General features: G+C 64.5%; 11 protein-coding genes. 6 read left to right on the top strand and 5 right to left on the bottom strand.

Annotated elements, in window-relative coordinates; genetic code table 11:
• The first annotated feature begins 224 nt into the window (after positions 1–224).
• From Q4543_RS15830 to Q4543_RS15815, 4 genes are read left to right on the top strand one after another with little or no spacing between them, the layout of a single operon-like run.
• Entirely contained in the window at positions 225–1,202 is a 978-nt protein-coding gene (locus Q4543_RS15830; RefSeq protein WP_303439690.1) for a nitroreductase family protein, read from the top strand.
• Between the two features lie 54 nt (positions 1,203–1,256).
• Positions 1,257–2,519, top strand: coding sequence for a polysaccharide pyruvyl transferase family protein (locus Q4543_RS15825; RefSeq protein ID WP_303439687.1), 1,263 nt, complete (start codon positions 1,257–1,259; stop codon positions 2,517–2,519).
• Positions 2,520–2,527: 8 nt separating this feature from the next.
• Positions 2,528–4,057 carry an oligosaccharide flippase family protein gene (locus Q4543_RS15820; RefSeq protein ID WP_303439686.1) on the top strand — a complete coding sequence of 510 codons (1,530 nt, stop codon included), beginning with the start codon at positions 2,528–2,530 and terminating at the stop codon, positions 4,055–4,057.
• Complete coding sequence (locus Q4543_RS15815; protein ID WP_303439684.1) at positions 4,054–5,217, top strand: glycosyltransferase family 4 protein; 1,164 nt, start codon at positions 4,054–4,056, stop codon at positions 5,215–5,217. The genes Q4543_RS15820 and Q4543_RS15815 overlap by 4 nt, the downstream gene beginning before the upstream one ends.
• Here Q4543_RS15815 and Q4543_RS15810 read toward each other — a convergent pair.
• From Q4543_RS15810 to Q4543_RS15800, 3 genes are all read right to left on the bottom strand, one after another.
• On the bottom strand, positions 5,207–5,770 hold the full coding sequence (locus Q4543_RS15810; RefSeq protein ID WP_303439683.1) for a WcaF family extracellular polysaccharide biosynthesis acetyltransferase: 564 nt from the start codon (positions 5,768–5,770) through the stop codon (positions 5,207–5,209). The genes Q4543_RS15815 and Q4543_RS15810 overlap by 11 nt on opposite strands.
• 68 nt (positions 5,771–5,838) lie before the next feature.
• Entirely contained in the window at positions 5,839–7,815 is a 1,977-nt protein-coding gene (locus tag Q4543_RS15805; RefSeq protein ID WP_303439681.1) for a glycosyl hydrolase family 28-related protein, read from the bottom strand.
• 203 nt (positions 7,816–8,018) lie between these two features.
• Positions 8,019–8,279 (bottom strand): hypothetical protein, encoded by a 261-nt coding sequence (locus Q4543_RS15800; RefSeq protein ID WP_216002544.1) that lies wholly within the window; start codon positions 8,277–8,279, stop codon positions 8,019–8,021.
• A 338-nt stretch (positions 8,280–8,617) separates the two neighbouring features.
• Here Q4543_RS15800 and Q4543_RS15795 point away from each other — a divergent pair, with 338 nt between their 5' ends.
• Entirely contained in the window at positions 8,618–9,754 is a 1,137-nt protein-coding gene (locus Q4543_RS15795; RefSeq protein ID WP_303439679.1) for a glycosyltransferase, read from the top strand.
• Positions 9,755–9,778: 24 nt separating this feature from the next.
• Positions 9,779–10,957, top strand: coding sequence for a glycosyltransferase (locus Q4543_RS15790; protein WP_303439676.1), 1,179 nt, complete (start codon positions 9,779–9,781; stop codon positions 10,955–10,957).
• On the opposite strand, the gene Q4543_RS15785 is transcribed toward Q4543_RS15790, so the two are convergent.
• Positions 10,954–13,062: a polysaccharide biosynthesis tyrosine autokinase gene (locus tag Q4543_RS15785; protein WP_303439674.1), complete on the bottom strand. Its 2,109-nt coding sequence runs from the start codon at positions 13,060–13,062 to the stop codon at positions 10,954–10,956. The two genes, Q4543_RS15790 and Q4543_RS15785, sit on opposite strands and share 4 nt — an antisense overlap.
• Positions 13,063–13,251: 189 nt before the next feature.
• Positions 13,252–14,283: an NAD-dependent epimerase/dehydratase family protein gene (locus tag Q4543_RS15780; protein ID WP_303439672.1), complete on the bottom strand. Its 1,032-nt coding sequence runs from the start codon at positions 14,281–14,283 to the stop codon at positions 13,252–13,254.
• Positions 14,284–14,410: the final 127 nt, after the last annotated feature.

Genomic DNA, 14,410 nt, shown 5'->3' with positions numbered 1-14,410 from the left:
ATGCGGAAAAAAGCAACAGCTCGGAAGTGTTGCAGGTTTTCTGCAGTGCGGCAGCTTTTTCCTTGCGCAGCCTTGGGTGTTGGCACTAGGCGGGTAAGGCAGGGCGACCGCAGGGAGCCCGCCTGATCAGGATTTCCAGTCACGGATGCCATGACCTTACTGCCTATCAATACGTCCGCCCCGCACGCCCGCCGTTACCGCAACCAATCCGGAAGGGTCTGGGCATGAGCCTGAAATCCACGCTGAACCGTTTGCGGCGGACACGACCCGTCCGCATCGCGCTGTGCTGGGTCAAGGCGATCCGCTGGTGCCGCTATTATGTGCAGCATTCCGGGGCTTTCCCGCGCAGCTATAACGCCACCGCGTCCCGCGCCTGGATCATGCGCGAAGCCCATACCGTCGAAAAGGGCTTGTCGCTGCCGCAGGTCCGCCGGTTCTTTGGCAAGGCCAAGACCGATCATCTGCGCCGCGAAATGACCGCCAGCCTGGCCATTCCCGGCAACGCTCCGGCGATCGCCGTCGGGCAAAGCGTTCTGGCCAGCTACGTGGACTGGCACCGCGATCAGGGGGCCACCGACCCGGTGGTCGACAATATCGCTGCCGAGGTTGCGGGCTATGAGGCGAGCCGCCCGGATCTGGGCGGCACCATCCCCAACCGCCCCGATGTGAGCGATGACGAACGCGCGCTGTATGACCGGCTGGTCAGCACCCGCCGGTCGGTGCGCAACTACGCCCCCGGCCCCGTCGACCCGGCGCTTTTGCAAGAGGCGATCGAGCTTGCCAACCTCAGCCCCTCGGTCTGCAACCGGCAGCCCTGGGCCGTGGCGGTGGTACAGGATCCGGACATGCTGCGCCGGATGCTGTCGCTGCAGGCGGGCAACAAGGGGTTCGATCATACCATCCACAATCTTCTGGTGGTGCTGGCCGACACAACCGCCTTTGTCGAGGAATACGAGCTGTTCGAACCCTTCGTGGATGCGGGCATCTTTTCCGGCGCGCTGGTGAATGCGCTCAACGCGCGCAACATCGGCTCGTGCTGCCTGAACCTGTGCGTATCGCACAAGATGGCGCGCAAGGTGATCGGGGCGCTGGGAATAGACCCGCGCTTTTACCCTGTCATGATGATTTCCTGCGGACCCGCCGCCGAAGATTGCACGGTGCCGATTTCGGCCCGGCTTCAGGCGCAGACCTTTCATTTCTGACCCCGGCCGGTCTGCGCATTGCGTCGCAGACCGGCCCCGAAAACAGACGAGCCCATGTCCAGCACTGACCAGATGACCGCGCCAGATCCCGCAGCAACCGCCCCGGCAGGGCCGTCCAAACGGATCGTTTTTTCCTTTCAACTGCTGACCAATATCGGCTGCGAGATCATCATCCGCGGGTCCATCGCCTTTTTGAAACGGGCCTATCCCGATCACGATCTGACCTTCGTGGTGTCAAGCTACCACCCCGAGCGCGACCGGGCGTTGCTGGCGGATGTGTCCGGCGTGCGCGTGGTGCCGATGCTGGAACGCAAGCGCTACGTGCGCGGCGTGCTGCGCAAGACCGGGCTGTTCATCTCGCACTGGACCCCGCGCTTTGCCAGCAGCGAATTCAAGTCGGCGGATCTGTTCTGTTCGGTGGGCGGCGACATCTACACCATGTTCGGCGATGCCCTGCCCGAGGATTGGCTGGGCTATGAATCCTATGCCACCCGCCACGGCATTCCCGCCATCATGTTCGGCGCCAACATGGAACGCTTCGAGGTGCTGTCAGAGGCGCACCGCGCCCAGCTGCTGGATCACCTGAAGCGGTTCCGCCTGCTGGTGGCCCGCGACAAGGGCACCGCCGATTACCTCGCCGGCCATGGCATCGCCGACAATGTTGCCATTTTCCCCGACCCGATCTTTTCGCTGCGCCCGAAAACCGTGTTCGAGCGCCGCAAGGTGCATCGGATCGGCATCAACTTCACCCCCTTCCTGCTGGAGAAATTCGGCGATGGCATCGTCGAGCGCTACGCCCGCATCACCGAAGGGCTGGTGCGGCAGGGCTACGAGGTCAGCCTCGTGCCGCATGTTTCCTCGCCCGACGGGCGCGGCACCCAGCATGATCCGCGCACGCTGGATCAGCTGCATGCGGCGCTGGCCCCCGACATCGCCGCCAAGGTGCAGGTGTGGCGCGGCGAGATGTCCTTTGCCTCGATCTCGCAGATGCTGTTTGAGCTGGACATGTTCGTGGGCGCGCGGATGCACGGTTGCCTCAGCTCGCTGACGCTGGGCAAGCCGGTGTTCTTCGTGGGCTACAGCCGCAAGGCCAAGACCATGGTGGATTGGCTCAAATCCGCCTCGCCCTTTGCCGACATGGCGCAAAGCTTTTGCGTCAAGGATGGCGACAAGGTCGAGCTGAGCGATATCGAGGCGCTGATCGCCGATCACGATGCCTGGTCCGCAGCCGGTGACACCCCGGTCACGGTCGATACCCGCGGCTGGCTGGACGGGCTGCCGCTGTGGCAGAAGATGCCCGATCTGAGCAAGGCCTGAGCCACATCATGACCGACACACCCGGCGTTTCCGACCCGGTCGCAGGCAAAACCACCGGCGCCCCATCCGCGGGCGTACAATCGTCGGGGCGCACCGCCGCGCGCGGCATGGCCTGGACGGCGCTGTCGCTGGTGGTGTCCAAGCTGCTGTCCTTTGGCAGTCAGGTGGCGCTTGGCTACCTGCTGGCGGTGGACACCTATGCCATCTTCGCGCTGCTCACCACGGCGATGATCTTTGTCAACGGCTTCCAGAACCCGGGCGTGTCGAAGATGCTGATCCAGCAGCATGACCGGCTGGACGAGATCCTGCCCGATTATTCCGCCTTTGCGCTATGGCTGGGCTCGATCGGGCTGGTGCTGTTTCTCGTGGTCGGCATCGGGTTCGAAATGACCTACGACGTGCGCCCGCTGTTCTGGGTGATCGCGCTGGCCGGGCTGAGCATCCCGCTCAAGGCGGCGACGACGGTCTACATGGCGGTGATGAGCGTGAACTACGATTTCCGCGCCATCAGCATGGCCGAGATGAAACGCTCGCTGTTCTATTACGTGGTGCTTGTCGGGGCTGCGGCGCTTGGGGCGGCGGGCTATACCATGGCGCTGGCGCTGGCGGCGGCGACGCTGTTTCATGTGGCCTTGCTGAAACGGGCGACGCCGGGGCTGCGGCTGTCGTGGAAGCTGACGCCGCGCCGGTTCTGGCAGATGACGGTGGAAATGCGCTGGGTGCTGCTGTCGTCCTTTCTGTTCGCGCTTGGGATGAACGGCGATTACCTGCTGCTGGGCGAAATGCTCAGCGCCGAGGAGCTGGGCTATTATTTCTTCGGCTTCACGCTGGTGGCGAACCTGACGGTGATGATCTCGATGGGGATCAATCAGGCGCTGCTGCCGCTGTTTTCCAAGCTCAAGCACGATCTGGCGCAGCTGCGGCGGCAATATCTGCGCATCAGCGGCGCGGTCACCCTGATGATCAGCATCCTGTGCATCGGGCTGGTCGGGATCGGCCCGATGCTGGTGCATCTGGTGTGGGGCGGCAAATGGGACCCGGCGATCGTCGTGGTGGTCAGCATCGCTGCGGTCCTGCCGGTGCGGCTGACGGCGAACCTTGCCGGGGTGGTGTTCGAGAGCCAGGGCGCGTGGGGTTGGCGGCTGATGACGCTGATCTGGGATGCCGGGTTCATCCTGATCTGTGCCTTTGTCGGCGCAACGCTGGACGGGTTCAACGGTGCAACCATCGCGGTGGCGCTGCAACGGCTGGTCAGCGGCTTGCTGACCTTTCCGCTGGCCGCAAACATGATCGGCATCGCGCCGCGCCGCACCGCCGGCTTTTTCGCGCGCTGCTTTACCGTCTACGGGGCCGTGGTGGTGGCGATGTTGCTTGCCGACCCATGGCGCGGTGTCAGCGTCCATGACAGCACGCTGATCCTGCGCCCAATGCTGGAAACCGCGGCGGCGCTGGCGGTATTTCTGGCCTATAATCTGGCCTTCAACCGTGAACTGTTGGTGGCCATGCTGGGCATCCTGCGCCGAAAGAAAACCCCATGACAACAGTCGCTTCTCATCTGCTGTTCATTCTGGAAGGCGGCGAGGGCTACGGCGTGATGCGGGTCTGGGACACGCTGCTGCGCGGGTTGCCGGCGCGGGGGCACCGGGTGTCGGTGCTGCTGCTGCGCGACAATGCCGCGCTGCGCGCGCGGCTGGAAACGCAGGGCATCGACGTGCTGCACCTGCCGGTCGCATCGCCCTCGCCGCGCGGCAGCGGGAGGGCGCAAAAGGTTTGGGCATTGGGGCGTCGAGGGGTCGCGCAGCTGGGTCTTGCCCGCCGCCTTGCGCGGGAAATCCGCGCCCGCGGCATCGATACCATCCTGCTGCAAAGCCCGCTGGCCACGATGCTGGCGGCGCTGAGCGCGCGCTGGTCGGGCACCCGCGCCTTTTGGATGATGCCCAATTCGGTCAGCTCGGGCTATCCGCTGGATCTGAACCGGCGGGTTTACCGGGCGCTGTTCCGCGCCGGACCGCTGATCCCGGTGGCCAATTCGCACCATACCGATGGCACTTTGGGGCCGGGGCACTATCGCCGCCACGTGCTGCATCTGGGCATCGATACCGACACCTTCTGCCCCGGCGCCGGGGCGGGCCTGCAATCAAGGGCCGCGCTTGGCATTCCCGAAGATGCGCCTCTGCTGGGGCTGATGGCACGCATCACCCCCGAAAAGGGTCAGGCCGAGCTGATCGAAGCCATGAGCCTTGCTGGCGGAGACGCCCATCTGCTGCTGTGCGGCGGGCCGCTGGAAAGCCGCTTTGCCGGCGCGCTGCGCGAGCAGGTGGCCAGCGCCGGGCTGCAGGACCGGGTGCATTTCGCCGGGCCGCAGGCGGATGTGATCCCGTGGTACGCCCTGTGCGACGTGGTGCTGAACACCCGCACCGATCCCGAACCCTTTGGCCTGTCGGTGATCGAGGCGATGGCCATGGGCAAGCCGGTGCTGGCCCACGGAGCGGGCGGGCCGTCAGAAACGGTGATCGACGGGGAAACCGGCTGGCTGATGTCCGCCCCGACCGCCGCCGCCTATGCCGAGGGGATCGCACGCGCGCTGGCCGACCGGCCCCGCTGGGCACAGATGGGCGCGGCGGCCACCGCCCATGCCCAGGCACATTTTTCCGAAAACACCATGCTGGATGGGCTTGGGGCGCTGCTCAGTCGCTGACAGCGGCGGTGCGCGGCCCCAGATCCCGCAGCGGGTTGCCGGCGCAGATCCGTGCCGGCGGCACGTCGCGCAGGATCAACGAGCGCGCACCGATCACCGCGCCCTCCCCGATACTGACCCCCGGCCCGACGAAACAGCCCGCGGCCAGCCAGCTTTCGGCCCCGATGCGGACAGGGCGGCAATCATAGCGAAAATCGATCTGCCGATGATCGTGCGAGCCGGTGCAGACATAGCAATCCTGCGACACGCAGGCGTTGTCGCCAATGTCGATCTCGGCCAGAGAATACAGCTCGGCCCGATCGCCAATCCAGACATTGTCTCCGATGGTCACCCGCCAGGGATAGGTGATGCGCGCCGACGGGCGGATCTTGACCCCCTGCCCCACGCGCGCGCCAAACGCCCGCAGCACCATGGCGCGCCAGCCATGCAACGGCTGCGGCGACAGCCCGATCAGCACCGCTTGGGCAATCCACCACAGTTGGACGTAAAGGCCCGAGCGCCCGCGGAATCCCGCCGGCACCCGGAACAGCCCAAGATCCTGATATGTCGCCATTTTGATCCCCGTATTCATCGCGACACCCAGCTTAGCAGATCCCCCCCCGCGCGCCAGCGGGAGCGGGCTCAGACGATGAATTCCACCTCTACGAAGATCGAGGTGCCCTGTTGGTTGGCAACGCCGTTGGCGTCACGCAGCACCAGCGTTTCATTTCCCAAGGGCACGAGAAAGCTGACCGGCAGATCGATGTTCAGCTCAGAGTTCAGCGAATGATCGCCACTTTGCGCAATCAGCGTGCCAGCGCCGTCCTCGAGCCGGAAGTTGACGGTATTGATGCTGCTCAGCAGGCCCGAGTTGCGAAAGGCCACACGGGTGATCACCGCCCGCGCCGGAAGCTGCGCGGTAAAGGTTCCGGTGGTCAGCGGGGTGCCGCGCCCGGTCACATCGCGGAACACGAAAGACCGTTTGCCGAAATGGCCGTTCTTGGCAAGGCGTGAGCCAAGCACCACATCCCAGACCACCAATGACGTGGAGCTGCTGGGGGTGGCCGACCGACAGCGATCAAGTTCGACCAGCCAGCTGCCACCAACGTTCGTCGTGCGGTTGAAGGTCAGGAAATCATCCGGGCTGTTTTGCCGGATCGTACACATCCGATAAGCGGCATTGTGTTCATAGACATACGCCCCGGTGCCGTTCGAATAGACATGAGTGCCGATCAGATCGCACCCTTCGAACAGAACGGTCGGCCCCTGGGTATTGCCGCAACTGAAATGGGTATTGATGACGGTGTCGTACCCGCTGGGTGTGACCGCGCCGCAATCCAGGTCACGGAACGCGACGGTGCCGTAATTCCATTCGCAGTAGATGAGCTTGGAGGCGGCATTCTTGTGCTCCACCCGTCCGCCGGTGACGGTAAAGCTACACACGCCGCGCGCATGATCATCGCCCAGCAGCTCGAACAGCGGCGCGCCTCTGGTCGACTGGTTCTGCGTCATGCCGGGGGCCAGCCCGGACCAGTCGCAATTGACGAAATGGAAATGTCCGCCCTTGCGGGCCCGCAGGAACTGGCCGTCGTACAGCCAGAATTTGCAGTTGGTGGCCCAGTAGTTGAGAAACTGGTCCGACCCTTCGCTGGGAATGTCCAGAACGGTGTCGCGAATGGTCGCGGTGATCGCGCAATTCGACCAGCGCCATTCGGAATTGTTGTTGCCACCTTCCAGACGGTACAACTTCTGCCAGGTGCCGTTCCAGTTACAGTTCTCGAACAGAACATCCTGAGCGCCGCCGCTGGCGTTTACGAACATGAACCGCGCAGTGTCGCTGCTGGCGGTGAACCGCAGGTTTCGGAACCGCACAAAGAGGAACTCATTGGGGTTGTAGCAAAGATAGTCTTCGCCATCGTGGCCGAAATGAATGGTGGTGCCGGTGGCGTCGCCTTCATAGGTCAGCCCCATCGCGCGGCCCACGCCCAGCGTGTCCATCAGGCTGCGCGGGCTGTTCACCAGATATTGCCCGCCGGGTAAGAACACCGCGTGCTGGACGATCTCGTTGCTGCCGATGGTCGGTGCCTGTTTGCTGGACACGGCCGCGCGAAAGGCGGTTCTGATCGCGGCGCTGTCATCGGTCACGCTGTCGCCCTGCGCGCCAAAGGCGCGCACATCGAAGCCGCGCGGACCCGGTTCGACGTACAGTTTCGCCCCCCCGGCGGTGGTCACGTGGTGATCGCTCGCATCGCTGGCGGCAACGCGATAGACATAGGTTTCGGCCTGGGTCATCAGGCGCATCCCCGCCGTGAAAAACTCTGGCGGGCGGGTGTCGCTCATCAGCGTATCGACATCCGGAACCGGGCAATCCGCCGCGAGCATCGCCAGCATCCCGTCTTGCGTCATGCTCACGACCGTCGCGCTGGGGGCGGCGGACACCCCCGAGAAGATCTCGTAAACGCCCTGGGGCGTCAGGCATCGATCGCCATCGACGAAGCCGGACAATGCGCTCATCTCGCTGGTCGAGGCCAGCTTGATCGGCATGCGTTGCCGGATCTCCTCGAGGGTGGTTTTCAACCGGCTTCCGGTCATCGGAAGCGAAGGGATTACGAGTGCCATGTAGCATGTCTCCGGTAGAATGGACTCAGGTCGTGCTCGTCACCCGGTTCCGGGGGGAGGCCCAACGCGGGGCCGCTCGACCTATACAAAGATGGTATCTGCCGTGATGAGGTCGTCGGCATGCAGCAGCGAGATCGTCGTCCCCCCCGATGCAGAGACGACGATCGGCTGCGACCCCGAGAACAAAAGCCCGAGGCCGAGCATCAATAAAGCCCGACAAGGGCGCCAGCGCTGGTGCCCGTCGCCCACACCCGCTTGACGCGCAGCGGAAAGATCCCCCCGGCCTGAAGGAACAGCGTCGCTTCGCTATCGTCGAGCAGCGTCACGTGAACGTCGCCGGACACCCCGACGTTCAGGGCACGGGTGACCGTCGACAGATCGGTTGCGTCGCTGGGCGTGATATCGAACCCACCATAGGGCGGCGAGTTGAGGCCATGCGTGAACTGGCTGTACTTGTCTGACATCTCTTGTTTCTCCGGCAGTGAACAACGTTGCTCCGGCACGGGCGGGCGCATCTGCCATCCCGGTTCGGTTGCTGAAGAATCCTTCTGTTTCGTTAAAAAACCGGCTCGGCACCGCGCGCGGTTCTGGCCTTGCTGCAACACCTGCGGGCAGACCCGACATTTGCGCCGCTTTGCAGCCGTCTCAAGCCGCACCCCGTGTTGCACCCGGTCTCGCGATCAGCGTAACGATAGCCCAAGATCCGCCGCGTTGGCCCCCGGTGCGCAAACTGTGCGTAAACGGAGCGCATGACCGGCCCCCACAGACAGGCCGCAATGCGCCCCCGGCAGGAGAACCGCCCGTGACAGATAGCAGGTCTTTTCTTGCCCCCGACACACAGGCAGACCCGACGCGGCTGGTCTTTGTGTGGAACAATTTCGGCCCGATGCACGCCGACCGGCTGGAAGCCGTGGCACAGCGGTTTCCCGCAGCGCAGGTACACGGGATCGAGTTGTTCGACCGTGACGTCACCTATGACTGGGTCGGGGATGACAGGCCGGGCTTTGACAAGATCACCCTGTTCGCGATGGACGAGGCCCCCGGCCTTGCGCGCCGCACCCTGCGTTTGCTGCGCGCGGCCTGGGGGTTGCGCCGGGCACAATGGTTCCTGTGCCATTACGAACGCCCCGAGGTTCTGGCCACGGCGGTGGTTCTGCGGCTGTGCGGGGCGCGGGTGTTTACCATGGGCTGTTCGAAATTCGACGACAAGCCGCGCCGCGCGCGCGGCGAATGGCTCAAGAGCCTTGCGCTGCGCCCCTATCACGGGGCCATCGGCACGCAGGAGAGATCGACCGATTATTTCCGCTTTCTCGGCCTGCGCCGCGTTGCCAGCCCCTACAACACCCTGTCCATCGACCGGATGCGCGCGCAGGCGGCGAATGTGCCCCGCCCTGCCTTTGCCGACAGGCCGTGGACCATCGTCGCCCGGCTGGTCGACAAGAAGAACCTCGCCATGGCGCTTGAGGCCTTCGCGCTCTATCGCGCAGCCGGTGGGCAGCGCCTGCTGAACCTGTGCGGCAATGGCCCGCTTGAGCAGGCATTGAAAAAACAGGCCGATGATCTGGGTATCGCCGATGCGGTGATCTTTCACGGCTTCGTGCAGACCGCCGAGATTTCCCGGATTCTCGCAGGCAGTCTTGCGCTGATCCTGCCCAGCTTTGAGGAACAGTTCGGCAATGTGGTGATCGAGGCGCAGGCGCTGGATCTGCCGGTGCTGCTGTCGGATCGCTGCGGCGCGCGCGAGATGCTGGTGCAGGATTGGGTGAACGGCTTCAGCTTTCCCCATGACAGCGCCGAAAGCCTTGCAGGATACATGACGCTGCTGGACGCAGACGAAGCGCTCTGCGCGCGGCTGGCCACAGGCGCGCGGGCCAGTGCCCCGCGCGGCGATGTCGCCGCCTTTGCCGAAGCCGTGGCCACGCTGGCCTGCCCCGATTAAGCCCCCAAACCCAGAGGTACGACTTTGAAAGTTCTGCACCTTCTCCAGTCCATCGACAGTCGCGAGGGCGGGGTTGCCAACTACGCCCAGACCATCGCGCATGAACTGCGCCAGCAGGGGATCGACAGCGTGTTTGTCACGCTCGATACGCCCGGTGCCGCCCATCTGGCCGAGTTTCCCTTTGAAACCTACGCCTGCGGGCCTGCGGGCCGCGCCCCCCTTGCCCCAGCCATCGGCGCGGCGGTGGCGCAGCTTGCGCCGGGCTGCGATGCGGCGGTGGTGCATGGCTTGTGGAACCCCGCCGCGATCGGGGGCTATGGGGCATTGCAGGCAGCGGGCCTGCCTTGGGTGCTGTTCCCGCACGGCATGCTCGACCCCTATTTCCGGCGCATCAAGCCGGTGAAACATGTGATCAAGCAGGGCTACTGGTGGCTATGGCAGGGGCGGATGCTGACCGGCGCCGCGCGCGTTCTGTTCACCTGCGAAGAAGAGATGAACCTCGCAAAGCGTGCTTTTGTTGGGCATCAGGGCTATCATGGCCAGCCGGTGGCCTTTTGCGCGGGCGATCTGCGCCTGCCCGAGGCCGAGATGGCGCAGGGCCGCGCCGCATGGCAAGCACGTCTGCCGCAGCTGAAGGCGCGCGACTATTTCCTGTTTCTCAGCCGCATTCACCCCAAAAAGGCGTGCGACGATCTGATCCGCGCCTTTGCCAAGGTCGCCCCGGCGCAGCCGGCGCTGGATCTGGTGATCGCTGGCCCCGATCAGGTCGGCTGGCAGGCCGAGCTGCAGGCGCTGGCGCAAGATCTGGGCATCGCAGCGCGGGTGCATTGGCCCGGCATGATCGAGGGGGCCGAGAAATCCGCCGCCTTTGCCGGGGCGCTGGCCTTTACCCTGCCCTCGCATCAGGAAAATTTCGGCATCGTGGTGGCTGAGGCCCTGTCGGTGGATGTGCCGGTGCTGATCTCGAAACAGGTCAATATCTGGCGCGAGATCGATCGCGACGGGGCCGGCATTGCCTGCAACGACACTGTCGAGGACAGCACCGCCATGCTCGAACGCTTCCTTGCGCTGCCCGCCGCGGAACAGGGCGCAATGCGGATCTCCGCACGGCGCTGCTACGAGACGCGGTTCTCGGTCGCAGGAGCGGGGGCGGCGCTGGCCGACGTTCTGTCGCAGATCCAAGCGCCGGACCGCACCCCCTAGCTGGTGTAATAGCCGCGCCCGTAGGCTCCGTAGCCATAGCCGTAGCCGTAGCGTTTCATGCCGCGCTGATCGATGTTGTTCAGCAGCACGCCGTTGAGCTGCACATTGACGCTTTCGAACATTGCCAGCGCCTCGGAAACCATCTTGCGCGGGGTGCTGTCCCAGCGCACCACGAAGATGCCCGCGTCCACATGCTGCGCGATGATGCGCGCATCGGGCACCACCATCACCGGCGGCGTGTCGATGATGATATGGTCATACTGCTGGCGCACCTCGGCGAGCAGCTCGGCAAAGCGCGCCGAGGCAAAGATATCGGCGGCATTGGCCTTGGTCGCTTCGCCGAACAGCACGTCGAGTCCGACCGTCGGATCATGCACGACGATCTCTGAAAAGGCCTGCTTGCCGGTCAGCACCGAAATCATCCCCCCCTGCGCCTTGGTGTCGAAATAGCTCGACATGACGCGACGGCGCAGGTCGCCTTCGATCAGCAGCACCCGGCGGCCCATGCCGGCCAGGTTTTGCGCCAGGCTCAGCGACACGGTGGTCTTGCCCTCGCCCGGGATCGACGACGACACCATGATCACCTGCGGCGGGGTGTCGATGTTGGACAGCAGCACCGAGGTGCGCAGGTTGCGCACCGCCTCGGCCCCGGCCGAGGTCGGGTTTTCGGCGAAATAGCTCAGCAAGCCCTTGCGCTTGCGGGGCGGAAGCCGGGGGATTTCGCCGATGACGGCGTATCCGGTGGCGGCCTCCAGCGATTGTGCATCGCGGAAACTGTCGCTCATCGCCTCGCGCAGCAGCACCAGCGCCGCCCCGGCCATCAGGCCCAGAACACCGTACATCATCAGGATACGCGACTTGCGCGGCTCGGAGGGCACGACCGGAATGACCGCATGCGACAGCACCCGGCTGTCGGCTTGCTGGACCCCCTGCTGCGCCGAGGTTTCCTTGAGCCGCGCCAGAAAATGCTCATAGAGCAGACGGCTGGCCTCGGCCTCCCGGGTGAATTGCTGCAGGGTGATCAGGTCGCTGTTCTGCTTTTGTACGCGGGCTTCGAACTCGCCCAGCGAGGTCGACAGCACCCGTACCTGATTTTCAAGCCGCGCAACCTCCTGCTCAGCCTGTTGCACCAGCCCGTCGAAGCGCAGTCCGAAACGGGTGGCGACTTCGGCCTGCCCGATATCGGGCAGCATCGTCCTGAGCCGCGCGTCGTTGCTTGCCTCGACCTGTGCCTGCGGCGTCTGCGCGCCCGCAAGCGCGGCCAGACGCTCTTGCGCGGCCTGCAGGCGGAATTCCGTGTCGGCGGTGCGGTCGCGCAGATCCTTGAGCTGGCGTTCGGCGGCCTCAAGCCCTTCGGGGCTGACAAGATCGATGCTGGTGCTGAATTCCTGAGCGCGGGTTTCGGCGGCCTCAAGCTCGATCTGCAACTCGGAGACCCGTTCGGACAGCCAGCTTGCGGCCTGTTCCGTGGCCTCGAATTTCACCTCGAGCTGGTTTTCGATATACATCGCAACCAGCGCATCGGCGAGACGGGTGGCCTTGCGGGAGTCTTCGGATTCGACCGTGACCTGAAACACCAGGCTGTCGGGCACGTTGCGCACCGAGACCGCCCTGCGCAGCGCGTCGATCACCGACTGGCGCGTAAGCCGGGCCGCGTCGTCCGAGACAATACCCGAGGTGGGCGGGACCATCCCCAGCAGGGATTTCACCTTCGCCTTGGCCTGCGCCATCGCCGAGGGCGGATTGAGCGAGCCGTTGAATTCCGGGTCCGAAATCAGATCCTGGCTATCGACGAGCTTGCCCAGAAGATCGCGGCTGCGCAGCACCTCGACCTCGGTGTTGACGACCGAACTGTCGCGGCCAAGCCCGCCCACCACGCTGTCAAGGTTGACCACCTGCTGATCGCGGTTGTTCAACATCACGACCACTTCGGAACGGTACAGCGGCGTTGCCACCGCATAGGCGTAATAGCCCCCTAGCAGCACCGCCACGGTGGTGATCGCAAAGATGATGAGCCGGCCACGCCAAAGCGTTTGCAACATGGCCCGCAGGTCGATCACGCCGGCATCCCCCGATACCGGGCTTGCCTGCAGCCTGTCACGCATCCCCGTTCCGGGCCGACTCGAAAAAGAAGAAGTGTTCATGGTATCCCGTCATGCCTGGGCCATCCTGCGGATCCGGATTTCGTGGCCAGTTTTCCGTCGAGCATCTTACCGCGCTCTTACCCACTCACGCGCATCATATCCAGCAATGCGCGCCCCCCACCGGGACGATCTGCCCCGGCTGCCTTATCCTCAAGCGTCCGAGGCCGGTTTCCCGGTGTCGTAATGATCCTGATACCAGCGCACGAACTGCGCCACACCGGTGGCAACGTCGGTGCTAGGCACATAGCCCGTCAGCCGGTGCAGCAACGAGGCATCCGCCCAGGTGGCCGGCACATCGCCGGGCTGCATCGGCATCAGGTTGCGGATCGCCGTCCGGTTCAGGGCGGTTTCGATGGCGGCGATGAAATCGGTGAGCTGCACCGCATCGGAATTGCCGATGTTCACCACCCGGAACGGCGCCACCGGCGACAGGCTGTCGCCCTCGGGCACCACGCCGTCTTCGGGGCGCAGCGGGACCGCATCCATCAGGCGGCGAATACCGGTCACCAGATCGTCGATATAGGTGAAGTCGCGCTTCATGTCGCCGTGGTTGTAGACGTCGATGGGATCGCCGTTCAGGATCGCCTTGGTGAATTTGAACAGCGCCATGTCGGGCCGCCCCCATGGCCCGTAGACGGTGAAGAAGCGGAACATCGTCACCGGCAGGCCGAACAGGTGGGCATAGGAATGCGCCATGTTTTCGCCCGCCTTCTTGGTGGCGGCATAGAACGACATCTGGTGATCGGCCTTGTCGGTCTCGCGGTAGGGCATCTCGGTGTTGGCGCCATAGGCCGACGAGGTCGAGGCCAGCAGCATGTGGCGCGGCGGATAGGCCCGCGCGGCTTCGAGGATCTCGAAACTGCCGCAGATATTGCTTTCCAGATAGCTGCGCGGGTTTTCGATGGAATAGCGCACCCCTGCCTGCGCCGCGAGATGGATGACGTAATCGGGCCGGTGCTCTTCGAACAGCCCCATCACCAGACCCGGCGTTTCGACCCGGCCGGTGACCTGCACGAAGGCGTTGGATTGCGGCAGCTGGTCGAGCCGCGCCTGTTTCAGCGCCACGTCGTAGTAATCGGTCATGGCATCCAGCCCGATCACCCGGAAGCCCTCTGCCAGCAAACACTGGCAGAGGTGAAAGCCGATGAACCCTGCCGAGCCGGTGACGAGAACGGTTTGCATCGCGCCCCTCAGTCTGCGCCGAACAGATCGCGGGTGAAGACCTTGTCGGTCACGTCGCGCAGATCGTCGGTGATGCGGTTGGCGACGATCAGGTCGCATTCGGCCTTGAAGGCCTCCAGATCGTTGA

Source organism: Salipiger sp. 1_MG-2023 (genome assembly GCF_030547555.1).
Taxonomy (GTDB): domain Bacteria; phylum Pseudomonadota; class Alphaproteobacteria; order Rhodobacterales; family Rhodobacteraceae; genus Salipiger.
The sequence above is the reverse complement of the archived record's forward strand: the minus strand, read 5'-3'. Positions and strand labels throughout refer to the sequence as shown.